21 protein-coding genes are annotated in these 23,566 nt (G+C 67.0%); 6 read left to right on the top strand and 15 right to left on the bottom strand.

Translation table 11 applies throughout. From position 1 onward, the window contains the following. Positions 1 to 14: 14 nt before the first annotated feature. From AC3WQM_RS14355 to AC3WQM_RS14330, 6 genes are read right to left on the bottom strand one after another with little or no spacing between them, the layout of a single operon-like run. Complete coding sequence (locus AC3WQM_RS14355; protein ID WP_119554249.1) at positions 15 to 563, bottom strand: shikimate kinase; 549 nt, start codon at positions 561 to 563, stop codon at positions 15 to 17. A 23-nt stretch (positions 564 to 586) separates the two neighbouring features. Then, positions 587 to 2,734, bottom strand: coding sequence for a type IV pilus secretin PilQ (locus tag AC3WQM_RS14350; RefSeq protein ID WP_489058995.1), 2,148 nt, complete (start codon positions 2,732 to 2,734; stop codon positions 587 to 589). Next, positions 2,731 to 3,273, bottom strand: coding sequence for a pilus assembly protein PilP (locus tag AC3WQM_RS14345; RefSeq protein ID WP_489058997.1), 543 nt, complete (start codon positions 3,271 to 3,273; stop codon positions 2,731 to 2,733). Before AC3WQM_RS14345 ends, AC3WQM_RS14350 begins: the two co-directional genes overlap by 4 nt. Further along, positions 3,270 to 3,950, bottom strand: coding sequence for a type IV pilus inner membrane component PilO (locus tag AC3WQM_RS14340; RefSeq protein ID WP_492679565.1), 681 nt, complete (start codon positions 3,948 to 3,950; stop codon positions 3,270 to 3,272). Before AC3WQM_RS14340 ends, AC3WQM_RS14345 begins: the two co-directional genes overlap by 4 nt. 6 nt (positions 3,951 to 3,956) lie before the next feature. Then, the gene (locus AC3WQM_RS14335) at positions 3,957 to 4,577 is read right to left on the bottom strand and encodes a PilN domain-containing protein (protein WP_489059000.1); all 621 of its coding nucleotides are present in this window, start codon (positions 4,575 to 4,577) and stop codon (positions 3,957 to 3,959) included. Continuing rightward, positions 4,574 to 5,653, bottom strand: a complete 1,080-nt coding sequence (locus AC3WQM_RS14330; protein ID WP_489059002.1) for a pilus assembly protein PilM — start codon at positions 5,651 to 5,653, stop codon at positions 4,574 to 4,576. The genes AC3WQM_RS14335 and AC3WQM_RS14330 overlap by 4 nt, the downstream gene beginning before the upstream one ends. Positions 5,654 to 5,904: 251 nt before the next feature. Between AC3WQM_RS14330 and AC3WQM_RS14325 the strand changes: the two genes are divergently transcribed. Beyond that, entirely contained in the window at positions 5,905 to 8,316 is a 2,412-nt protein-coding gene (locus AC3WQM_RS14325; protein WP_489059004.1) for a penicillin-binding protein 1A, read from the top strand. Between the two features lie 24 nt (positions 8,317 to 8,340). On the opposite strand, the gene cyaY is transcribed toward AC3WQM_RS14325, so the two are convergent. Next, positions 8,341 to 8,676 (bottom strand): iron donor protein CyaY, encoded by a 336-nt coding sequence (cyaY, locus tag AC3WQM_RS14320; protein ID WP_489059006.1) that lies wholly within the window; start codon positions 8,674 to 8,676, stop codon positions 8,341 to 8,343. A gap of 12 nt (positions 8,677 to 8,688) precedes the next feature. On the opposite strand from cyaY, the gene lptM reads away from it, so the two are divergent. Both lptM and lysA read left to right on the top strand, forming a co-directional pair. After that, a complete protein-coding gene (gene lptM, locus AC3WQM_RS14315) occupies positions 8,689 to 8,937 on the top strand; it encodes an LPS translocon maturation chaperone LptM (RefSeq protein ID WP_489059008.1) in 249 nt (82 codons plus the stop codon). Next, entirely contained in the window at positions 8,934 to 10,211 is a 1,278-nt protein-coding gene (gene lysA / locus AC3WQM_RS14310) for a diaminopimelate decarboxylase (RefSeq protein ID WP_492679563.1), read from the top strand. Before lptM ends, lysA begins: the two co-directional genes overlap by 4 nt. Before the next feature lie 7 nt (positions 10,212 to 10,218). Here the strand turns inward: lysA and msrQ are convergent, their stop codons facing one another. From msrQ to AC3WQM_RS14285, 5 genes are all read right to left on the bottom strand, one after another. Beyond that, positions 10,219 to 10,872 (bottom strand): protein-methionine-sulfoxide reductase heme-binding subunit MsrQ, encoded by a 654-nt coding sequence (msrQ, locus tag AC3WQM_RS14305; RefSeq protein WP_492679798.1) that lies wholly within the window; start codon positions 10,870 to 10,872, stop codon positions 10,219 to 10,221. A gap of 31 nt (positions 10,873 to 10,903) precedes the next feature. Beyond that, positions 10,904 to 11,917, bottom strand: coding sequence for a protein-methionine-sulfoxide reductase catalytic subunit MsrP (gene msrP / locus AC3WQM_RS14300; RefSeq protein WP_489059010.1), 1,014 nt, complete (start codon positions 11,915 to 11,917; stop codon positions 10,904 to 10,906). 116 nt (positions 11,918 to 12,033) lie between these two features. Continuing rightward, positions 12,034 to 13,353, bottom strand: coding sequence for a c-type cytochrome biogenesis protein CcsB (ccsB, locus tag AC3WQM_RS14295; protein ID WP_070059952.1), 1,320 nt, complete (start codon positions 13,351 to 13,353; stop codon positions 12,034 to 12,036). Beyond that, on the bottom strand, positions 13,350 to 15,539 hold the full coding sequence (locus AC3WQM_RS14290; protein WP_492679561.1) for a cytochrome c biogenesis protein ResB: 2,190 nt from the start codon (positions 15,537 to 15,539) through the stop codon (positions 13,350 to 13,352). Before AC3WQM_RS14290 ends, ccsB begins: the two co-directional genes overlap by 4 nt. A 121-nt stretch (positions 15,540 to 15,660) precedes the next feature. Next, entirely contained in the window at positions 15,661 to 16,332 is a 672-nt protein-coding gene (locus tag AC3WQM_RS14285) for a c-type cytochrome (RefSeq protein WP_492679559.1), read from the bottom strand. A 71-nt stretch (positions 16,333 to 16,403) separates the two neighbouring features. Between AC3WQM_RS14285 and yihA the strand changes: the two genes are divergently transcribed. Together yihA and AC3WQM_RS14275 are read left to right on the top strand one after the other, a co-directional pair. Further along, positions 16,404 to 17,150: a ribosome biogenesis GTP-binding protein YihA/YsxC gene (gene yihA / locus AC3WQM_RS14280; protein ID WP_492679557.1), complete on the top strand. Its 747-nt coding sequence runs from the start codon at positions 16,404 to 16,406 to the stop codon at positions 17,148 to 17,150. Positions 17,151 to 17,240: 90 nt separating this feature from the next. Continuing rightward, positions 17,241 to 18,155: an alpha/beta fold hydrolase gene (locus AC3WQM_RS14275; RefSeq protein ID WP_492679555.1), complete on the top strand. Its 915-nt coding sequence runs from the start codon at positions 17,241 to 17,243 to the stop codon at positions 18,153 to 18,155. On the opposite strand, the gene AC3WQM_RS14270 is transcribed toward AC3WQM_RS14275, so the two are convergent. Continuing rightward, positions 18,149 to 19,033 carry an LpxL/LpxP family acyltransferase gene (locus tag AC3WQM_RS14270; protein WP_492679553.1) on the bottom strand — a complete coding sequence of 295 codons (885 nt, stop codon included), beginning with the start codon at positions 19,031 to 19,033 and terminating at the stop codon, positions 18,149 to 18,151. The two genes, AC3WQM_RS14275 and AC3WQM_RS14270, sit on opposite strands and share 7 nt — an antisense overlap. Next, on the bottom strand, positions 19,030 to 19,929 hold the full coding sequence (locus tag AC3WQM_RS14265; RefSeq protein ID WP_492679551.1) for a lysophospholipid acyltransferase family protein: 900 nt from the start codon (positions 19,927 to 19,929) through the stop codon (positions 19,030 to 19,032). Before AC3WQM_RS14265 ends, AC3WQM_RS14270 begins: the two co-directional genes overlap by 4 nt. A gap of 231 nt (positions 19,930 to 20,160) precedes the next feature. On the opposite strand from AC3WQM_RS14265, the gene metK reads away from it, so the two are divergent. Beyond that, positions 20,161 to 21,345, top strand: a complete 1,185-nt coding sequence (gene metK, locus AC3WQM_RS14260) for a methionine adenosyltransferase (RefSeq protein WP_062471813.1) — start codon at positions 20,161 to 20,163, stop codon at positions 21,343 to 21,345. Between the two features lie 74 nt (positions 21,346 to 21,419). Here the strand turns inward: metK and AC3WQM_RS14255 are convergent, their stop codons facing one another. Further along, positions 21,420 to 23,546, bottom strand: coding sequence for a TonB-dependent receptor domain-containing protein (locus AC3WQM_RS14255; protein ID WP_492679549.1), 2,127 nt, complete (start codon positions 23,544 to 23,546; stop codon positions 21,420 to 21,422). Positions 23,547 to 23,566: the final 20 nt, after the last annotated feature.

Below are 23,566 nucleotides of genomic sequence, written 5' to 3'. Positions count from 1 at the left end.
CGGGCCCGTCGGGGTCAGTCGGAGGGCTCTTCCGGGTGGGCACCGGGTTCGACCACGCCGGCCAGTTCGAGCTGCATCACAATGAGGTTGACGAGCACGGCAATCGACGGGCGGCCGGTGTCGACCACGTCATGGGCCGTTTCCCGATAGAACGGGTCGCGCGCGTCGTGCAGTTCGCGCAGCCGGCCCAGCGGATCGGCCACCTGCAAGAGCGGGCGTTTGACGTCGTGGCGCAGCCGCCTGAACAAGTCTTCGGGCGAGGAGCGCAGGTAGATGACGTGGAAATGGCCGCGCAACTGCTGGCGGTTGGCCTCGCGCAGCACGGCGCCACCGCCAGTCGCCAGCACGCCGTGGGGGTGGGCGGCCAGGTCGGCGATGACCGCCTGCTCGATGTCGCGGAAGGCGGCTTCGCCCTCACGGTCGAAGAAATCACGGATCGTGCAGCCGATGCGCTGCTCGATCACGTGATCGGTGTCGATGAAGGGAGTGTTCAGCCGAGCGCCCAGGCGCCGGCCCACTGCGGACTTTCCGGCGCCGGGCAACCCGACAAGTGCGACCGCCACGCGGTGGCTGCTACGCCCGCGCGTCAGCGCGCGGCGTTGCGGTCGGTAATCATCTTCGGGGTGATAAAGACGAGCATTTCGGTCTTGTTGGCAACGCGTTCGCGCTTGCGGAACAATGCCCCCATGTAGGGGATTTCACCCAGCACCGGCACGCGCGATTCGTCATTGGTTTCGGTGAGCTCGAAGATACCACCGATGACGACCGTGCCGCCGTTCTCGACCAGCACCTCGGTCTGCACGTGCTTGGTGTTGATGGCCGGGCCCGCCGAAGTGTTGACGCCGCGGGCATCCTTGCTCACATCCAGCGTCAGGATGATGTTGCCCTCGGGCGTGATCTGCGGCGTGACTTCGAGCTTGAGCACCGCCTTGCGGAACGAGATCGAGGTGGCGCCACTCGACGTGGCTTGCTGGTAGGGGATTTCCTCACCCTGCTCGATCAGCGCCTTGGTCTGGTCGGCCGTGATGACGCGGGGGCTGGAGACCAGCTTGCCCTTGCCATCGGCTTCGAGCGCCGAGATTTCGAGGTTCAGCATGCGCGACAAGCTCGAGTTGAACAGCGAGATCGCGAAGGCGCCTGCGGCGTTGCCGGTGCCGCCAGCGTCGCCGGCGGGCAGGTTGATGAAGTTGGAGTTGGTCCAGGTGGCTGCTGCGCCGCCGACGCCGCCGCCATTGGTGGTGGCAGGCATGACGCCGATGGTGCCGTATGCCGGATTGCCGTTGGCCGATGCGACGCGTTCGCGGGAGATACCGCCGCCCATCCGCACGCCGAGTGACTTGCCGAAGGTGTCCGAGGCTTCCACGATGCGCGCTTCGATCAGCACCTGGCGGACGGGAATGTCCAGCTTCTGAATCAGGTCGGCGACCTGCGCCAAGCGCGAGGGAACGTCGGAAACGAACAGCTGGTTGGTCCGCGCTTCGGCGATCACGCTGCCGCGGGGGCTCAGGATGCGCGAGGTGGTACCTCCGCCACCACCACCGCCGCCAGCGGAGGCACCCGTTCCCGTCAGGCCCTGCGCAATGGCAATGGCCTTCGTGTAATTCAACTGGAACGACTGCGTGCGCAGCGGCTCCAGGTTCTCGATCGCCGCCTTGGCTTCGAACTCGAGCTTTTCCTTGGCGTTGATTTCATCCTTGGGCGCGATCCACAGCACGCTGCCGTTCTTGCGCATGCCCAGGTTCTTCGCCTGCATGATGATATCGAGCGCCTGGTCCCAGGGCACATCCTTCAGGCGCAGCGTCAGTGCGCCGCTGACCGAATCGGAGGTCACGATGTTGAAGTTCGTGAAGTCGGCGATCACCTGCAGCAGCGAGCGGATCTCGATGTTCTGGAAGTTGAGCGACAGCTTCTCGCCGTTGTAGCCCACCCCCTGCGTCAGCTTGCTCGGATCGACCTTGCGGGCCCGGACTTCCACCACGAACTGGTTTTCGCTCTGGTAGGCACTGTGCTCCCAGTCGCCCTTGGCATCGATCGTCATGCGCACGCGGTCACCCGATTGCTGCGAGGTGATCAACTGGACGGGTGTACCGAAATCAGCCACATCCAGGCGGCGGCGCAGGCCTTCGGGCAGCGTCGACTTGGTGAACTCCACGACCAGGCTCTTGCCCTGCTGCTTCACATCGACGCCGACCTGGTTGTTCGGCAGGTCGACCAACACACGGCCGGTGCCGTCGGCACCGAGGCGGAAATCGACATCGCGCAAGGGCAGCGTGTCGCGGTTGCGGTTCTCGGCGAAAGTGGTCGCCGCGGAGGCGGCGAGCGCCGTGCCGGCCACCGGCTCGAGCACCACCAGCAGCGACTTGCCCTGGATCTCGGCCTTGTAAGCAGTAGCCTGCTTCAGGTTCAGCACCACGCGGCTGCGATCACCAGCCTGCACCACGTTGACCGAGCGCAGGTTGCCCTGGTTCACCTCGATGGCCGAACGCCCGATGGCGTTGGTCACGCCCGGGAAGTCCAGCGCGATGCGCGCGGGCGTCTGCACGGAAAACCCGGCAGGCACTGTGGTGAGCGGCTGGGCCAGGTCGATGCGGATCACTTCCGCACCCGATTGGGTCGAGCTCGTCACCGATTCGATCGCGTTTTGCGCATGGGCGACGGCCAGGGCACCGAAAGCCAGCAGACCCAGCCCGGCGGCGCGCAGCCACTGTGCCATCGTTGATTTTTTTTGGTTCATTTCGCACTCTCTTGCAACTGCAGCGTGGCTACGCGTTCGATCCATTCGCCCGCGGCGTCCTGCACGATCTCGCGCAGGGCGACTTCGGTTTCGTTGATACGGGTGATGCGCCCGTAGTTGAGCCCCAGGTATTCGCCGACGCGCACCTTGTAGAGCAGCTTGTCCACACGCACGAGCGCCACCGGCTGGCCGTTGCGGTTCATGCTGCCGACCATCGCCATCGTGTCGAGCGGGAACGCTTCGAGCGCTTCCTTGCGGCGCGCCAGCTCGGGCGCGATCAGTTCGGACGTGCTCGGCTGGTTCGACTCCCGGCGCAGCGCCTGGGTCAGCTTCAGCATGTTGAAGGGTTCGAACGACGATGCCTCGGTGTAGGCCTGCGGCGTGAACTTCTTGGGCTCCGAGATCGGCGGCACCGAAGGCTTGACCTGGGCGCGCTCCTCGACCATCCAGCGCTGCAGGTCTTCCTGGTCGGAATCGCCGCAGGCACTCAGGCCCAGCGCGGCCAGTGCCAACCACAGAACTTTCGCGACCGGCTTCATTTCTTCGCCTTCGGCGCCGTGGCGCGTTTCTGGGCGGCCCGCTCGTCTTCGTCGAGGTAGCGGTAGGTGCGCGCGGTGGCGTCCATCGTCAGCACGTCCTTGTCCTTCTGCGGTGTGACGGTCACGTTGTTGAGCGTCACGATGCGCGACAGGCTGGCCACGTCGGCTGCGAAGGCACCCATGTCGTGGTAGCGGCCCGTGACGCGCACGGCGATCGGCAGCTCGGCGTAGTAGTCCTTGACCGAGACCTGGCCCGGGCGGAACAGCTCGAACTGCAGGCTGCGGCCGAGGCCGGCCTGGTTGATGTCCGAAAGCAGCGCATCCATTTCTGCCTTGCTGGGCAGCTGCTTCTCGAGCAGGATCACGTACTGCTGCACTTGCTCGCGCTGCTTCTTCAACAGGTCGAGGTTGGCTGCTTGCGCCACTTTCTTCTTGTAGTCGGCTCGGAGCGTGACTTCCTTGGCGCGCTCGGCTTCGAGCTCGTCGTTGGAATTCGTGAGCCAGACAAACCACAGGCCCGCCAACGCCAATGCGGTCACAGCGAGGCACAGCGCGTAGCGCGGCACCGCCGGCCACATGGAAGGGTCGTTCGGATTCAGTCCACGGAACTGGTCGCCGAAGTTCCGCAGTGCGGTCGCGACGTCGACTTTGGGGAGGGATCGCTTGCTGATGGCCATGATCGGTTACCCCTTCGCCTGCGCCTTGGCGGCCAGGGCCTTGTCGGCCTCCGCCTTCTGGGCGTCCGTAGGCCGCTTGAGGCCGATGCGCATCGTGAAGTTCGCCACGCGGCGCTGATCACGCTGGCTCAGGCTCACGTTGGCCGAGGTGATTTCGACCAGCTCGGGTTTCACCAGCCAGGGGCTGTTGTTGCCGAGGTTGCGCAGCAGCTCCGACACGCGCTCGTTCGACTGCGCCATGCCTTGCAGGGTCACGGTCTGGTTCTCCTGCTTCATGCTGGTGAGGTAGACGCCGTCGGGCAGTTGCCGGACGAGTTCGTTGAGCAGGTGCACGGGCAGGTTGCGGTCGCCTTGCAGGTCTTCCACGGCCAGTTGGCGCGCGCGCAAAGCTGCGATTTCTTCCTGCAGCGTCGAGATTTCCTTGATCTCGACTTCGAGTTTCTTGATCTCAGCCTGAAGGAAGCCGTTCTTCGAGCGCTGGGCCGACATCTGGGCTTCGAACCAGAGGTAGCCCAGGCCGGCGATCAGAACGCCGAGCAGCGCTGCGGCACCCAGGGTGCCGTAGAAGGCCTCGCGGCGGCGCTTGCGCGCGGCTTCGCGGTGCGGGAGCAGATTGATCAGGATCACTGCAGGAACCTCCGCATGGCCAAGCCGCACGAGGTCAGATAAGAAGGCGCTTCGCGGCGGACCTTCTTCTCACGGATGCTGGGACCGAAATCCATGCCGTCGAACGGGTTCACAAGCGAGCAGGCGAACGAAGTCTGGCGGGTCACGGCGTTCGTCAGCCCCGGCAACGACGAGGAGCCGCCGGCCAGCAGCACATAGTCCACGCGGTTGTGCGGCGTGCTGGTGAAGAAGAACTGCAGCGCCCGCGCGATTTCCTGCGCAATGCTCTCGACGAAGGGTTTGAGCACGCCCGAGCCGTAGTCGTCGGGCAGGTCGCCGCTGCGCTTCTTGGCCTCGGCCTCTTCGGCGGAAAAGCCGTACTGGCGCACGATGAGCTGGGTCAGCTGGGCGCCGCCGAAAGCCTGGTCGCGGTCGTACAGCACTTCCTGGTTGCGCAGCACCTGCATGCTGGTGGTGAAGGCACCCACTTCGAACAGCGCCACGATCGCATCCACGCCCTTGCCCGGGAGCTGCTCGATCAGGCGCGCCGTGGCCAGACGCGAGGCATACGACTCGACGTCGAGAATCATTGCCTTCAGGCCCGCGGCTTCCGCCAGGCCTTCGCGGTCCTGCACCTTCTCCTTGCGGGAGGCGGCGATCAGCACTTCCACGTCGCCGACGGAGGTCGTGCTCGGTCCCGTCACGCAGAAGTCGAGGCTCACTTCATCGAGCGAGAACGGGATGTACTGATTGGCTTCGGACTCGACCTGGATCTCGAGCTCCTGCTCGCTCATGCCGCCCGGAAGAATGATCTTCTTGGTGATGACCGCCGAGGGCGGCAGCGCCAGCGCCACATTGCGGGTCTTGGTGCCGCTCTTGCGCACGACGCGGCGCACGGCTTCGGCCACTTCGTCGAATTTTTCGACGTTGCCGTCGGTGATCCAGCCGCGCTCGAGCGGCTCGATGGCGCAGCGCTCCAGAACCAGCTTGCCGCTGGCCTCGCGGCCGAGCTCCACCAGCTTCACGCTGGACGAACTGACGTCCAGTCCCAGCAGGGGGGCGTTCTGACGACGAAACAATGATCCAAGAGCAGCCAAGTTAGGTCCCTCTCCCCCTGTTATTTGTAACCAATGGAAAAATATGCGTTCGGTTGCATGCTAGCAGCAGGCACAGCGCCCACCAAGCGTGCAGAAAGCCCGGAACCGGCAACCGTTGTCAAAACGTGACGTCAAAGCCGCATTCTGTAACTTTCTGCTTAGCCCCGGGGGAGGGAATGCGCGAGGTAACAAAGATCCGGGCGCGCCGAGGGGGCGGCTTTTTATAATGTCCGGTGACTCTCCGGGCCCCCATGCAAGAAACTTCCAGCCCCAAGGGGCGCGCCAAGACCCCTCCTCCCGAACGCCCCTTCTGGCTCAAATGGCTGTTGCGTTTCGTGTTCTGGGGCGCGGGCATCGCTGCGGCGGGCCTGCTTTCCATCCTGTGCGTGGTGGCCGTGGCCCTGGCGGTGGCCTATCCCAACCTGCCGGACATCTCGGAGCTCTCCGACTACCGCCCCAAGCTGCCGCTGCGGGTGTTCTCCGCCGAAGGCACGCAGATCGGCGAATTCGGGGAAGAGCGACGCAACCTCACCCCCATCGCCGCGATCCCCAAGGTCGTGAAGGACGCTGTCCTCGCCGCCGAAGACGCCCGCTTCTATGACCACGGCGGCGTCGACTACAAGGGCCTGGTCCGCGCCGGCCTCGCGAATCTGAATCGCGTGAAGAGCCAGGGCGCGTCGACCATCACCATGCAGGTGGCTCGCAACGTCTACCTGAGTTCCGAGAAGACGCTGACCCGCAAGATCTACGAGGTGCTGCTGACCTTCAAGCTGGAGCACCTGCTCAGCAAGGACCAGATCTTCGAGATCTACCTGAACCAGATCTACCTGGGCAACCGCGCCTACGGTTTCGCAGCCGCCTCCGAGGCGTACTTCGGCAAGCCGCTGTCCGAGATGACGATCGCCGAGGCTGCCATGCTCGCCGGCCTGCCGAAGGCGCCCGGTGCGAACAACCCGGTCAACAACCCGCAGCGCGCGCGCGGACGCCAGTTCTATGTGATCGACCGCATGCAGGAAGCCGGCTTCATCACCGCCGAGCAAGCGGCCGAGGCCAAGAAAGAGCAGCTGCACCTGCGCGATGCCGCCGACCCGAACCGCCTGCACGCCGAGTACGTGGCCGAAACCGTGCGCCAGCTGATGTACGCCCAGTACGGCGACAGCACCTACACGCGCGGCCTGAAGGTCTACACCTCGCTGGTCGCGGCCGACCAGGCGGCGGCCTACAAGGCCCTGCGCAAGGGCATCATGGACTACGAGCGCCGTCAGGTGTACCGCGGCCCCGAGAAGTTCATCGACCTGCCGAACGACCCGAAGGAGCTCGACGAAGCGGTGGACGACGTGCTGAACGACCACCCCGACAACGGCGACGTGATGGCGGCCGTGGTGCTCAAGGCCACGCCCAAGGAAATCCAGGCCATCCGCGCCAACGGCGACGCCGTGCAGATCACGGGCGACGGCCTCAAGCCCGCGCAGTCCGGCCTCTCGGACAAGGCACCGCCCAACATCAAGATCCGCCGCGGCGCCGTGATCCGCGTCGCGAAAACGCCCAAGAACACCTGGGAAATCACCCAGCTGCCCGAGGTCGAGGGCGCGTTCGTCGCCATGGACCCGCGCGACGGCGCCATCAAGGCCCTGGTCGGCGGCTTCGACTTCGGCAAGAACAAGTTCAACCACGTCACGCAGGCTTGGCGCCAGCCGGGCTCGAGCTTCAAGCCGTTCATCTACTCGGCCGCGCTCGAAAAGGGCTTCACCCCCGCCACGGTCATCAACGACGGCCCGTTGTTCTTCGACGCCGGCACCACCGGTGGCCAGCCCTGGGAGCCCAAGAACTACGGCGGCGGCTTCGACGGCCCGATGTCGATGCGCACGGCGCTGATGAAGTCGCGCAACCTCGTGTCGATCCGCATCCTGCAGTCCATCGGCACGCGCTACGCGCAAGACTGGATCACCAACTTCGGCTTCGACAAGGACAAGCACCCCGCCTACCTGCCGATGGCGCTCGGTGCCGGCGCCGTCACGCCGATGCAGATGGCGGTGGGCTACTCGGTGTTCGCCAACGGCGGCTACCGCGTGAATCCGTACCTCGTGACCCGCATCACCGACCACAAGGACCGCGTGCTGGTCGACGTCCAGCCGCCGCTGCTGAATGAAACGTCGCGCGCCATCCCGCAGCGCAACGCTTTCATCATGGACACGCTGCTGCAGTCCATCACGCGCGCCGGCACCGCCGCGAAGGCGCAGGCGATGCTCAAGCGCCCCGACCTCTACGGCAAGACCGGCACCACCAACGACTCGCTCGACGCTTGGTTCGCGGGCTTCCAGCCCACCATGACGGCGATCTCGTGGATCGGCTACGACACGCCGCGCAACCTGGGCGACCGCGAAACCGGCGGCGGCCTGAGCCTGCCGATCTGGATCAACTACATGGAAACCGCCCTCAAGGGCGTGCCCGTGACCGACCTGTCGACCACGCCCCCCTCGGGCATCGTGAGCGTCGGCGGCGAGTGGTACTACGACGACTATGCGCCGGGCCGCGGCGTGTCGAGCCTGGGCGTGGAATCTTCTGCGCCGGCAGCCCCCGCGGAGTCCCTGAGCGGCCCGGCGATCAGCGCGCCTGCGCCGCCCGAGGAGCGCAACCGCATCCTCGACCTGTTCAGGAACTGATCAAGAAAGAAGGAAAGCGACGACTCAGGCCGTCGCTGCGAAGACCAGCAACAGCCCCGCCTGCAGCGTCGCCTCGCGCGAGAGGTTGCCGAAGAATTCTTCCCCGGTCTTGGTGTCCACCCACACCCGGCCGTCGTGCCGGTAGTGGTAGCCGCCGGAACGTGCCGCCAGCCAGATCTCATGCAGCGGCTTCTGCAGGTTCACGATCAACTGGCTGCCGTTGCGGAAGGTCATCGTGATCATCCCGCCGACCCGCTGGTTGTCGATGTCGGCGTCGGTCGCGTCGTTGATGCGGTCGCAGCCCTGCTCGATGGCGGCAAGTGCCGCCTCGGCGTGGTCCATGTACTCGGTGTCGGTCATTACAATTTCAGCATGTTGAATGTTCGCCAAATTCTAGTGAGCGCTCGCGCCCGCACCGCGCTCATGGTCTGCCTTGCCGCCAGCGCGGCCGGCCTTGCGGCGTGCGGACAGCGCGGCGCGCTCTTCCTGCCGACCGATCCGGCGGCCGCCCAGCGCGCCACCTTGCCCCAATTGCTCACGCCCGGCGGCTCCAAAGCCTCCGACGAAGCGGCCCCGAAGCCCGCCGCGGCGAGCAGCGCCCCCACCTCTCCCCAGAAATGACGACGAACACCCCCCTGCCCGGCCATCCCCACATTGCCCACCGGGACAACGCCCTGCACGTCGAGGGCGTCGCGCTCGACGCGCTGGCGCGCACGCACGGCACGCCGCTGTTCGTCTATTCGAAGCAGTGGATGCTCGACGCCCTGGCCGCCTACCAGCGTGGCTTCGAGGGCCGCGAGGCGCTGATCTGCTACGCCATGAAGGCCAATTCCTCCCTCGGCGTGCTGCGCGTGTTCGCCGAAGCCGGCTGCGGTTTCGACATCGTCTCGGGCGGCGAACTGTCGCGCGTGCTGGCCGTGGGCGCCGATCCGAAGAAGATCATTTTCTCGGGCGTCGGCAAGACACGCGCCGAGATGCGCCAGGCCCTGGCGGCCGGCATCGCCTGCTTCAACGTCGAGAGCGAAGCCGAGCTCGACGTGCTCAACGAGGTCGCGCTGGCCGAGAAGGTGCGCGCACCGATCAGCATCCGCATCAATCCGAACGTCGACCCGAAGACGCACCCGTACATTTCCACGGGCCTCAAGGGCAACAAGTTCGGCATCGCGCACGACCGCGCGGTGCAGGCCTACCAGCACGCCGCCCGGCTGCCGGGCCTCGAGGTGGTCGGCATCGACTGCCACATCGGCTCGCAGATCACCGAAGCCTCGCCCTACCTGGACGCCTGCGACCGCGTGCTCGACCTGGTGGAAGCCATCGAGGCGGCCGGCGTGCCGATCCATCACCTGGACTTCGGCGGCGGCCTGGGCATCGACTACAACGGCGAAGTGCCGCCCAAGGCCGATGCACTGTGGCAGCAGCTGCTCGCCAAGCTCGATGCGCGCGGCTTCGGCCAGCGCAAGCTGGTGATCGAGCCCGGCCGTTCGCTGGTCGGCAACGCCGGCGTGTGCGTGACCGAGGTGCTCTACACCAAGCCCGGCGAGGACAAGAATTTCTGCATCGTCGACGCGGCCATGAACGACCTGCCGCGCCCCGCGATGTACCAGGCCTTCCAGAAGATCGTGCCGCTGCGCGCGCGCGCCGGCGACGCGCCGACCTACGACGTGGTGGGCCCGGTCTGCGAAAGCGGCGACTGGATCGGCCGCGACCGTGCGCTCAACGTGGTGGCCGGCGATCTGCTGGCCGTGCTGTCGGCGGGTGCGTACTGCATGAGCATGGCGAGCAACTACAACACGCGCGGCCGAGCCGCCGAGGTGCTGGTGAGCGGCGCCACAACGAAGCTGATCCGTCGCCGCGAGACGATGGAAGACCAGCTGCGCGCCGAGATCGACGGCTGATCCGGTCTCAGCCGGTGCGCAGCGGCTTCTCGCTGCCGCGCACGGCCACCGCCGGCCTGGCCTGGCGCTTGCGCGCGAAATTCCAGACGCGCCACGCCAGTAGCACGCCGATGATCGCGGCGTAGACGAACACTTCGGCGAAGTTGTTCTTGCCCGCGCGCATCCAGAAGAAGTGCAGCAGCCCGAGCCCCGCGATCACGTAGACCAGCTTGTGCAGCAGCTGCCAGCGCTTGGCGCCCATCGCCTTGATCGCGCGATTGAATGATGTGCAGGCCAGCGGCGTCAGCAGCACGAAGGCCGAGAAGCCCACCAGGATGAACGGCCGCTTGGCGATGTCCTTGGCGATCTCGCCCCACTCGAAGCTCATGTCGAACCAGCTGTAGCACAGCAGGTGCAGCACCACGTAGAAGTACGCGAACAGGCCCAGCATGCGGCGCAGCCGCGCCAGCGCGTTGAGCTTGGCGATCACGCGCAGCGGCGTCACCGCCAGCACGATGCACAGGAAGCGCAAGGTCCAGTCGCCCGTCGCGCGGATCAGGAACTCGGCCGGGTTCGCGCCCAGCCCGTCGGTGAAGGCGCCGAAGGCCAGCCGCGCGAACGGCAGCAGGCACAGCAGGAAGACAACCGGCTTGGTCGCCGGGTGCATGAGCAGCTTGTTCAGCATGGCGCGATGACCGGGCGGGCGCGCCCGCTCAGTAGTTCTTCTTCAGGTCCATGCCGGCGTAGAGCTGGCCGACCTGCGCCTCGTAGCCGTTGAACATCTCGGTCTTGCGCCGCTTCGCGAACAGCCCGCCGCCGTCGCCGATGCGGCGCTCGGTCGCCTGGCTCCAGCGCGGGTGGTCGACGTTCGGGTTCACATTCGAATAGAAGCCGTACTCCTGCGCCGCCGCCTTGTTCCAGGCCGTGCTCGGCTCCTTCTCGACGAAGCGGATCTTGACGATCGATTTGGCCGACTTGAAGCCGTACTTCCATGGCACCACGAGCCGCACCGGCGCGCCGTTCTGGTTGGGCAGCACCTCGCCGTACATGCCGAAGGCCAGCAGCGTGAGCGGATGCATCGCCTCGTCCATGCGCAGGCCCTCGGTGTAGGGCCAGTCGAGCACGCGCGAGCCGACGAAGGGCATGGTCTTCGGGTCGGCCAGCGTCACGAACTCGATGAACTTGGCATTGCCCTGCGGCTCGACCTTCTTGATGAGTTCGGCCAGCGAGTAGCCCACCCACGGGATCACCATCGACCAGCCCTCGACGCAGCGCAGGCGGTAGATGCGTTCTTCCTGCGCGCTGAGCTTGAGCAGGTCTTCGATGCCGTACTTGCCCGGCTTCTTGACCAGCCCCTCGACCTCCACGGTCCACGGCCGCGTCTTGAGGGTGCCGGCGTTCTTCACCGGATCGCCCTTGTCGACGCCGAACTCGTAGTAGTTGTTGTAGCTGCTCGCGTCCTTGTAGTCGGTGAGCTTTTCCATGGTCTGCGCGCCCGGCACGGCCGACTTGGCGCCCGGCAGCGGGGCCAGCTTGTGCGGGCCGGCCGCCTGGGCGAAGGCCTCGCGCCCGGCAAAGCCCGCCAGCGCGGCGCCTGCCGCGCCCCCGGCCATCAGCTTGAGCAGGTCGCGCCGGCCTTCGTAGGCGGCGCGCGGCGTGATCTCGCTCGACAGCGGATGGGTGAAACCGCGGGTGTCGCGACGGTGCGAACGGGAAGGGAACGACATGACAGGCCTTTCGCGTGAATCGTTGTGCTCAGGGTAGTTCGTGACATGCCCTGGTTTGGTTACGCGCCATGGCGGCGCGTGGTTTCAATTCTTCGCGAAAGGCGCAGAACCTGCGCTCAGAGCGTGCCGTAGCTGTGCAGACCGCTCAGGAACATGTTCACGCCGAGGAAGGCGAAGGTGGTCACGGCCAGGCCGGCCAGCGCCCACCAGGCGGCGACGGTGCCGCGCAGGCCCTTCACGAGGCGCATGTGCAGCCAGGCCGCGTAGTTGAGCCAGACGATCAGCGCCCAGGTTTCCTTCGGGTCCCAGCTCCAGTAGCCGCCCCAGGCATCGGCCGCCCACAGGGCGCCCAGCACGGTGGCGATGGTGAAGAAGGCGAAGCCGACGGTGATCGACTTGTACATGACGTCGTCGAGCACCTCGTTGGCCGGCAGGCGCGCCGCGATGCGCTTGCGCCCCAGCAGGATGCCCGCGGCGATCAGCGCCGAGATGCCCGCGTAGACCACCCAGTAGCTGCCGCCGGCTTCCTGCACGCGCTGGCGGAAGGCCACCGGCACGAAGCACAGCGCCGCGCCCAGCAGCCAGATCGGCGTGAGCTTGTACCAGCGGGTTTCGTTGGCCTGCTCCTTGATGAGGTAGGCGAAGGCCACCATGGCCGCGAGCGCGAAGGTGCCGTAGCCGATGAAGTTGGCGGGCACGTGCAGCTTCATCCACCAGCTCTGCAACGCAGGCACCAGCGGCTGGATCTCATGCGCCTCGCGCACGATCGTGTACCAGAGCAGGAAGCCGACCGCCGCGCTGACCACCAGCATCACGAACGCGCCCAGCGCGCGCGTGTTGTAGCGCTCTTCGAAGTACAGGTAGAACGCGGCCGTCAGCCAGCAGAACAGCACGAACACTTCGTACAGGTTGCTCACCGGGATGTGGCCGATGTCCGGGCCGAGCTGGTGGCTTTCGTACCAACGCACCATGGTGCCGATCAGCGCCATGGTCACGGCCGCCCAGGCCAGGCGGGAACCGATCAGGTCGAAGGTGTCGGCCTGCTGCTTGCCGGCGACGAAACCGATCCAGTAGAACAGCGTGCTCATGAAGAACAGCACGCTCATCCAGAGGATGGCCGACTGGCTCGACAGGAAGTACTTGAGCCAGAACACCGAATCGGCGCGCGCCAGGTCGCCCTGGTAGGAGCTGATGGCCAGCAGCGAGGCTGCGGCCACCACCAGCGCCAGCACCCGCAGCGGGCGCCAGAACCAGCAGATGCCGATGACCGAGACCAGCGCCGCCACGAGGATCGGCTTTTCGTAGCTGTCCATCGAGGCGGCGTGGCGCATGAAGGCGAACGCGCCGCCGGCCAGCACCAACGCCGCGAACACCCAGTCGAACAGGTTGCGGCGGGAGAGCCAGCTTTCGTGGAGCGTGAGGGTCGTGGTGTTCATGGTGACGCCGGTTCTTCTTTCTTCAGGGCGAGCAGCTTGTGCTTCAGATGCTCGAATTCGCGATCGCTGTCCAGGGTCTTGCGGTTGACCGAGAACGCCATCGAGGCGACGGTTGCGCTGGTGTCTCGGCCGTCGTTGTCTCCAGAGGCGCCGCCGCCGGGTGTCAGCCACACCCACAAACGGCGCTCGCGCACGTACAGCATGGCAAAAATACCGATGATCAGCAACAGACACCCCAGATAGACGATGTTCTTGCCAGGGGCGCGCGCCACCTGGAACACGCTGGCCTGCACCTGGGTGAAGTCGGTCATCATCATCGCGACCGGCGCCGGATAAAAGTGCGCGTCGCTCAGGGCCAGCACGGCCTGCGTGAGGTAGCCCTGGGTTTTCTCGTCGTTCGGCAGCGCGGCCAGGCCGGCGCCCTCGCGGCTCAGGTTGAGCACTTCGAACAGCACGTCGTTGAGGATGCGCACCAGCACCGTGCCGGCGCGCTCGCGCTCGGCCTCGGGCACATTGGCTTCCATGAACTCGGCAATCGCCTGCCAGCCACCCTGCGACGCGGCGTCGGCCTTGGCGCGCTCGGCGCCCGAGAACAGCGCCAGCGCGCGGGCGGCCGACACGCGCAGCTGCTCGGCCATCTCCGGGCGCTTCGGATCGGTCGCCTTGGCGATGTAGCGCTCGACGGCACGCTCGCGCGTGGCGGGGTCGCCCAGCGCGGTGCGCATGCGCACGAAGCCGTCCATCGAGCCCTGCTCGTCGGCCGGCACGCGCAGGTAGCGGAACGGCTCCTCGGGCTTCTCGCGCATGCCAAGCAGGAACACCGGCTGGCCGTCGCCGGCGTCGACCGGCACCATGTAGTTCTGGTATTCCCGTGCCTGGCCGGCCGCATCTCGCAGCTTGTAGCCGATGCTGGGGCCGATGTTGCGCAGCACCTTGGGCTTGTTGGTCTTGTTGGCGGCGCCCAGACGCGACTCGAGGCCGTGGCGCAGGTCGACCTTGCGCACGTCGGCGCCGCTGCCCATCGCACCGCCGTCGGCGAAGTTCTCGACGTTGATCACGCGCAGCGCGGCGTACTCGAGCGTGAGCTTGTCCTTGCCGTTGGTGATCTCGGTGCTCGGGCCGCCGATGATGCCCTCGACCTCGAAGGGCTTGGCCGCGGCCGCCATCGGCACCGCCTTGAGCTTCACCGTGGAGCCGCCGTCGTCGAAGCTCGACTGGTAGATCTCCACGCCCTTGTAGCTGGCCGGGTGGTTCACCTCGATGCGCGCGGGCACCTGCTCGCCGCTCTCGCGGTCGTGCAGCACCACCTCGCTGGCGAACAGCTTGGGCATGCCGGTCGAGTAGTAGTCGACGATGAACTTCTTCAGCTCGATGGTGAACGGCAGCTCCTGCAGCAGCACGCCGTCGGCCTGGTTCAGGATGGCCACGTTGCCCCGCCCGCCTTCGGGCACGAGGATGTTCCCGCGGAAGGTCGGATTGGCGGCCGACAGGCGGTGCTCGGGCGCCACGTCGGCGATCATGCCGCCGCCCGTGAACACGCTCTTGCCGTTGAACCAGGTCTGGGCGCGCACGACGAGGTCGCCGTCGAGCAGGCCGCCGATGCACACCAGCACGATGGCGCTGTGGGCCGCGATGTAGCCCAGCTTGTGGGCGCCGCCGGCGCGTGCCGCGACCATCCAGCCGGCCGCGGCCTTGCCGTCGGCGCTGGCGTGGCGCTGCTGCAGCTTGACCTTCCAGCCGCCGCTCACCAGCAGTTGGCCGATGCGGTTGGCCGCCACGTCGGGCGTTTCCGCCAGGCGGTTTTCGGCGCGCTGGCCGAAGGCCTTGAGGCTCTGTGCGCGGATGTCTTCCTTGAAGGTGCGCAGGTCGATCAGGATGCGCGGCGTGTTGCGTGCGACGCACAGCGACGTGCTGATCACCAGGAACAGCAGGATCAGCATGAACCACCAGGCGCTGTAGACCGAGTCGAGCCGGGCCGCGCGGAACAGCTCGGCCCAGAAGGGCCCGAACTGGTTGATGTAGTTGTTGATCGGCTCGTGCTGCTTGAGCACGGTGCCGATGATCGAGGCGATGCAGATGACCGTCAGCAGCGCGATCGCGAAGCGCATCGATGACAGCAGTTCCACCGCGGCGCGAAGCAGCTGCGGGCCGCGGTGCACGCGAAGGCCATGGGTGGAAACGGTCATCGGAAGGGAACCAGGAAAGGAGAAAAAAACAAAAGGGCGGGCCATCCTCCTGGATCGGCCCGCCCTTTGTTTGGGATTTTTATCGGCGGTTAGTTCACGCTGGACAGCGCGACAGCGGAAATCAGCGCAGGCCGGCGATGTAGTCGGCGACAGCCTTGATTTCGCGGTCGTTGAGCTTGGCGGCCACGCCGTTCATGGGCGAGCTGTTCAGGCGGACGTTGTCGCGGAAGGCCACGAGCTGGGTCACGGTGTAGTCGGCGTGCTGGCCGCCCAGGCGCGGGTATTGGGCCGGGAGGCCGGCGCCGTTCGGGCTGTGGCAGCCGGCGCAGGCGGGGATCTGGCGCTCGCCGATGCCGCCGCGGTAGATCTTTTCGCCGAGGGCGACCGTGTCCTTCTCTTTCGAGAAGCCCGGCTTGATCTTCTTGGAGCCGACGAACCAGGCGATGTTGCGCATGTCGTCTTCGGACAGCGCCGACGCCAGCGGCTTCATGATGGCGCTCTTGCGCTTACCGGACTTGAAGTCCTGCAGCTGCTTGAGGATGTATTCGGGGTGTTGTTGCGCCAGCTTGGGGTTGGCTGCGATGGCCGAGTTGCCGTCCGCGTTGTGGCACGAAGCACAGCTTTGGCTGTTGGCCGGCGTCGCATTGAACAGCGTGTCGCCCTTGGCGGGATCGGGCTTGGCCGGCTTGGCGGCTGCCGCTGCGGGGGCAGCGGCATGCTCATCGGCTGCAAAACTCGCGCTGGCTGCGACGCCCATGAGGGCTGCAAGCAGAATATTGGCAAACAACTTCATATCGGGGGCTTCGAATTTATGGCGCAAAACCCCGCGATTCTACAATGGCGCCCCGTTCCGAAAGCCCATAGATGACCTCCCCGCGCGCCAAGTCCGCCGCTTATCCTCCCCGCGCGGCCCCTGCCGTGGACCCGCAGGTCGCTGAACGCGAGCGCGTGGCCCTGGGTTGGCTGCACACCGCCCACTTCCTGACCAGCGCTCCGCAACTGGAACACCTGCCTCCGGTCGACCTGCCCGAGATCGCCTTCGTCGGCCGCTCCAACGCCGGCAAATCGACCGCCATCAATACGCTGACGCAGCAGACGCGCCTGGCTTTTGCCTCGAAGACGCCCGGCCGCACGCAGCACATCAACCTGTTCGGCATCGGCAAGCAGAAGGTCGACGACGCTGTGCTGGCCGACCTGCCCGGCTACGGCTACGCGGCCGTGCCGAAGGAAGCCAAGCTGCGCTGGCAGCGCGTGATGGGCAACTACCTCATGACGCGCGAAAGTCTGCGCGGGGTTGTCCTGATGTGCGATCCGCGCCACGGCTTGACCGAACTCGACGAGATCCTGCTCGACGTGATCCGTCCGCGCGTCGAGCAAGGCCTGAAATTCCTCGTGCTGCTGACCAAGTCCGACAAGCTCACGCGCACCGAAGCGGCCAAGGTGCTGTCGATTACGCGACTGAACGCCGGCGGCGGCGAGGTCAAACTGTTCTCGGCCCTGAAGAAGCAAGGGGTCGGCGAAGCGGCCGAACTGCTGTGGCGCTGGGTGCATCCCGACGACGCCGCGGCAGCACCGGCAGCGCCCGCGCCACCACCGGCCGAAGACGCCTGATGCGCTAGAGGAACCGGCTGCATCGAGCGCCTCGCCTGCGAAGTTCACTATCAAAACAATAGCGACAGTCAACCCAAGGAGACACGAAGCATGATCGAGACCTTCCAACGCAGCCTGCCCAACGGCACCACCCTGAGCTGCCGCGCCGCCGGCAAGCCGGGCCAGCCGCTGATGGTGTTCCTGCACGGCTTTCCCGAAGCCGCGTTCATCTGGGACAAACTGCTCGCCTACTTCTCGGACCCGGCCCACGGCGGCTACCGCTGCGTGGCGCCGAACCTGCGCGGCTTCGAGAAGTCCAGCGCGCCCACGGAAGTGGCCGACTACAAGGCCCACCTGCTGATCCAGGACATCCAGCAGCTCGTGGCCACCGAGAGCGCCGACGGCACGATGGCCGCGCTGGTGGCCCACGATTGGGGCGGCGCCTTCGCCTGGGGCTACGCCAACGCCTTCCCGCAGCAGGTCGGCAAGCTGGTCATCATCAATTCGCCGCACCCGGGCACCTTCACACGCGAGCTGCGCAACAACCCGGCGCAGCAGCAGGCCAGTGCCTACATGCACTTCCTCGCGCGCCCCGATGCCGAAGCCCTGCTCGCGGCCGACGACTTCAAGCGCATGTGGCCCTTCTTCCTGCTGATGAAGGCCGGCCCGGACGGCTTCGGCTGGCTCACCGAAGAAGTGAAGCAACAGTACCGCGAGGTCTGGAGCGCGGGCCTCACGGGCGCCTGCAACCTGTACCGCGTGACGCCGATGAAGCCGCCGCTGCCGGGCCAGTCCATCGACAGCATCCCGGTGCTGCCGCGCGAACGCCTCACGGTGACCATGCCGACCTTCGTGTTCTGGGCGCTCGACGACGCCGCGCTGCTGCCGGGCCTGCTCGAAGGGCTGGAAGACTACGTGCCGAAGCTCGAGGTCAAGAAGGTGCCCAACGCCACCCACTGGATCGTGCACGAGCAGCCGCAGTTGGTCGCGCGCGAGATCGAGGGCTTCCTGGCCCGCAATCAGTAGATCGGCGGCTCGCCTTCCGGTCGCGTTTTGAACCGGCGATGCACCCAGTAGTACTGGGACGGCATCGTGTCGATGTAGCCCTGCAGGCGCTCGTTCATGAGCGCCGTGTCGGCCTCGACGTCGTCGGTCGGGAAGTTCTGCCACGCCGACAGCACCTGGATCTCGTAGCCGCCCGGCGTGAGCTTCGCCACCACCGGCACCACCTTGGCCTTGCCCAGCCGCGCAAAGCGCGACAGCGAGGGCACGGTGGCCGCCTGCACGCCGTAGAACGGCACGAAGATGGTCTGGTCGCGCCCGAAATCCATGTCGGGCAGCAGGTACAGCAAACCGCCCTTGCGCAGCCCCGAGAGGATGGGCTTGATGCCGTCCACCCGGTTGAGCGCCGCCACGTCGCCGAAGCGCGTGCGGCCTTCGCGGATCCAGGCGTCGACCATCGGGTCGCGCTGGGTCGTGTAGATCGTGGCCGAGGGGCGCGCCGTGTGCATGGTGAGCGCGGTGGCCGCGGCATCGAGGCCGTAGAAGTGCGGCGCGAACAGGATCATCGGCGCGTCGCCCTCGGCGATCTCGCGGATTTCCGAGGCAGAACCGACGATCTTCAGCCGGCGCTTCACCACCTGTTCGGGCGCATGCCAGAGCCAGCTGCGGTCCAGCCACGACTGCGCGACGAAGACGAAGGTCTCACGCGCGATGGCGCGGCGCTCGGCCTCCGATTTTTCCGGGAAGCACAGGGCCAGGTTCCGGTCGACCACGCGCCGCCGCGGCACGGCGATGGTGTGCAGCAGGCGGCCGAGGACCCTGCTGAAGCCGCGCACGAGCGGCAGGGGCAGCGGGGCCAGCACCCGCATGAAGCCGATACCGAGTCGGGAACTGAGGCTCATGGCGCAGCCCCTCCAGCGGCGTTGGCCACCACGGCCGGTTCGCCGCGCGGCTCCTTGTAGCGCGCGTAGTCCCACACGTACTGCCCGGGCAGGCTGTGGATCAGGCGGCCGATGCCGTCGTTCATGGCAGCGGCGGCGTCCTCGATGGACGCATCGGGGTCGGTGAGCGCGGTGCCGACGATCGGCTCGAAGCGGATCACGTAGCCCGCGCCGCGCGGCAGGCGCTCGCACACGCTGAGGAAGCAGGCGGCGCCGGTCTGTTGGGCCAAACGGGGAAGCAGGGTCATGGTGTAGGCAGGACGGCCGAGGAAAGGCGCCCACACGCCCTGCCCCAGCGGCGGCACCTGGTCGGGCAGGATCCCGGTGTAGCCGCCGCTGCGCAGCGTGCGGATCAGTCCGCGCACGCCGGTGTTGTTGGTCGGCAGGGTCTGCAGGCCGGGCCGGTCGCGCGAGCCCGCGGCGATCAGGTCGGCCATCCATTTCTTGCGCGCCGGGCGGAACAGCGCGGTGATCGGCCCGAAGTCCGCGAGGAAGCGCTCGCCGATGGCCTGGCCGCACATCTCCCAGCTGCCCAGGTGCGGCGCCACGAGGATCACGCCCTTTTTCGCGCGCATCGCGGCCTCGAAGGCCTCGACGCCTTCCCAGCGCACCACGCGCGTCAGCACGCTCTCGCCCTGCGGGCGCAGCCACAGCCAGGGCAGCTCGGACGCCATGTGGCCGGCGGCGGCAATGGCGGGACGGTACTGCGCGGGCGAGAAGCCGGCGCTCTCGGCGTTGGACTTGAAGCGGCGGCGGTAGTCCGGCGCGCACCACCAGACCAGCCACCCCAGCAAGGCGCCGAGCCGATGCATCAATGGCATCGGCAAGCGGGCAAGCAGGCGGAACAGGGTGATCATTGAGCGGGGAGGGAGAGAGAGTCAGGGAGCGTCAAAAGACGGAGGCGCGCGCATGGTATTGCGCGGCTCGAATAGAATGCAAATTGTCGCCGAGTTACGGAACAACTTGCAGGGCGACACCCACAAGCGCGAATGCGATTGTGTCCCGTCGATACGTCGACATCTGCTAAAGCGTTCGCCAGGGCTCCGCAGAGTTGGCAACGCGCCAATTGAACTCAAGGAGTGACTACAGTGGCGAACGACTTTCTCTTTACTTCCGAATCGGTTTCCGAAGGCCATCCCGACAAGGTCGCGGACCAGATCTCGGACGCGATCCTCGACGCGATCTTCGAACAAGACCCCCGCAGCCGCGTCGCCGCCGAAACGCTGACCAACACCGGCCTCGTGGTGCTCGCCGGCGAGATCACGACCAACGCGCACGTCGACTACATCCAGGTCGCGCGCGACACCATCAAGCGCATCGGCTACGACAACACCGAGTACGGCATCGACTACAAGGGCTGCGCGGTGATGGTCTGCTACGACAAGCAGTCCAACGACATCGCCCAGGGCGTGGACCACGCCTCCGACGACCACCTGAACACCGGCGCCGGCGACCAGGGCCTGATGTTCGGCTACGCCTGCGACGAGACGCCCGAGCTGATGCCCGCGCCGATCTACTACGCCCACCGCCTCGTGGAGCGCCAGGCCCAGCTGCGCAAGGACGGCCGCCTGCCCTTCCTGCGCCCTGACGCCAAGAGCCAGGTCACGATGCGCTACGTGGACGGCAAGCCCCACAGCATCGACACCGTGGTGCTCTCCACGCAGCACAGCCCCGACCAGAGCGAGACGCCGACCAAGATGAAGGCCTCGTTCAACGAAGCCATCATCGAAGAGATCATCAAGCCCGTGCTGCCCAAGGAATGGCTGCAGAACACGCGCTACCTGATCAACCCGACCGGCCGCTTCGTCATCGGCGGCCCGCAGGGCGACTGCGGCCTCACCGGCCGCAAGATCATCGTCGACACCTACGGCGGCGCCTGCCCGCACGGCGGCGGCGCGTTCTCGGGCAAGGACCCGTCCAAGGTCGACCGCTCGGCCGCCTACGCCGCGCGCTACGTGGCCAAGAACATCGTGGCCGCCGGTCTGGCGCGCCAGTGCCAGATCCAGGTGGCCTACGCCATCGGCGTGGCCCAGCCGATGAACATCACGGTCTACACCGAAGGCACCGGCGTGATCCCCGACGAGAAGATCGCCGAGCTCGTGCGCGAGCACTTCGACCTGCGTCCGAAGGGCATCATCCAGATGCTCGACCTGCTGCGCCCGATCTACCAGAAGACCGCCGCCTACGGCCACTTCGGCCGCGAAGAGCCCGAGTTCACCTGGGAAGCCACGACGCAAGCGGCCGCACTGCGCGCCGCAGCCGGCCTCAAGTAAGCACGGCGATACCGGGTCTCAAGGCCCGCCGTCCCCTCGGGGCGGCGGGCCTTTTTCTTTTCGTGGCGCGTTCTTCAGAAGCGGTACGCGCCGCTCAGGCCCAGCGTCCAGTTGCGGCCCGGCGCGGGCTCGTAGAAGCGCGCATTGCCTTCGTTGACGATGACCGAGCCCACGTAGCGCCGGTCGAACAGATTGTCGACGCGCGCGAAGGCGTTGAAGTCCCAGCGCTCCCACTTCTTCAGGTAGCCGGCGTACAGCGCCGCCACGGCGTAGCCGTGCGCGCTCGCGGTGTTCATGTCGTTGGCCTGGATGCGGCTCAGCGCGCGCATCTCGACACCCGCGCGCCAGCCCTCGGGCGGCACCCAGCCGAGCGAGGCGAACAGCGACTGGCGCGCGATGCCCGGGATGCGGTTGCCCGCGTTCACCGCGTTGCCGCCCGCGCAGGGCGACGGCGAGCAGAACGCATCGCGGTAGGTCGCGTCCAGCCAGGTGTAGGCGACCTGCGTGCGCCAGTGGTCGGCCGTCTCGTGCTGCCAGCCCAGCTCGAAGCCGTTGCGCCGCGTGCGCCCGGCGTTCTGGAAGGTGGCGCGACCGCCGCTGTTGGTGGCGGTGACGATCTCGTCGCGCGTGCGCGTGTGGAACAGCGCCGCCGTCAGCAGGCCGCCGCCCAGCCGGGCCTTCGCGCCCACCTCGAGGCTGTCGTTCACCGACGGCCGCAGCCCGAAGTTGAGCCCGCTCGCGCCGCCCGGTCGGTACGACAGCTCGTTGAGCGTCGGCGTCTCGAAGCCCCGGCCGACCGAGCCGTACACGGCGAGATCGGGCGTGGCCTGGTAGCGCAGCGAGGCCACGGGCAGGGTCTTGCTGTAGCTCGCGCTGCCACTGTCGTCGCGGTTGGCACCACCGATGTACAGGTCGTGCGAATCGAAATGCACGCGGCTGCGTCGCACGCCGGCCTCGAGCGTCCAGCGCTCGGCAAAACGCCACGCCGCCTGCGCATACGGATCGAGGTTCCAGACCTCGTTGCGCTCGTTGCGGCGCAGCCGCCCCTGCACGCCCAGCAGGGGCGCGGCCACCGGGCCCAGGTAGTTCTCGTAGCCGCGGCGGCGCTCGCGCAGGCTGTCGTAGCCCAGGCCCGCCACGAGGTCGAAGGGCCGGTCGGCCAGCTGCAGCGCGGCGGTCCAGCGCAGGTCGACGCCGCCGTACTGGCGCGAGAGGTCGATCACGCCACCCGCATGCAGCGGGCTCTGCTGCGCCGACGGCGGGATCGACTGGAACTGCACCGTCTTGCGCTCGCCGCCGTAGACCATGAACTGCAGCGCCTGCTCGGCATTGAGGCGCCGCTCGTAGCGCAGGCCGACCTGCGTCTGCTCGACCGTCTTGCGCGTGTCGTACTGCAACGCCAGCGGCGCCTTGCGCGGTGCCTGCGCGACCTGCTCGGCCGTCAGGCCCAGCGGGTCCTGGGCCTCGATGCGCACGCTGTTGAACACCAGCGTGAGCTTGTCGCCGTTGTCGAGCGCGACGCCCAGCTTGCCGTTCGCGATGTTGCGCCGCGCGGCACTCTGTTCGCGCCAGCCGTCGGTGCGAAAGTGGCTCGCACCGAGCAGGTAGTCGACCGCGCCCTGCGAGCCGCTCAGCTGCAGCGACTGGCGCCAGCTGCCGAAGCTGCCACCGGCCAGCGAGTACGACAGGCGTGGCGCGCCCTCCCCCGAAGCCGTGAACGCCTGCACCACGCCGCCCGACGAATTGCCGTACAGCGCCGAGAACGGCCCGCGCAGCACCTCGACGCGATCGACCGAGCCGATGTCGATGTTCGAGGTCTGCCCCTGCCCGTCGGGCAAGGTGGCCGGAATGCCGTCGACGTACAGGCGCACGCCGCGCACGCCGAAGGTCGAGCGCGCGCCGAAGCCGCGCACCGACAGCTGCAGGTCCTGCGCGTAGTTCATGCGGTTCTGCACCTGCAGGCCGGGCACGGCGCCCAGGCTCTCGGACAGGTTGACCTGCAGCCGGCTGTCGCGCATCTCGTCGCCATCGACGCGGTCGACCGAGCCGGGCACGAGAAAGGGAGACAGCGTGCCGCGCGGTGTGGAAACGGTGACGTCGCGCAGCGTGCCGGCCGGCGACGTTGCGGGCTGCTGGCCGTGCACGGCCAGCGGAACGCCCAGGATCAGCAGGCGAAGCGGATAGGAGAGTGCGGCATTCATCGGCACCGATTCTGCGTCGG

Source organism: Variovorax sp. FW301-JW7 (genome assembly GCF_058788795.1).
Note: the sequence above shows the minus strand (reverse complement) of the source record. Positions and strands in the feature narration are given on the sequence as shown.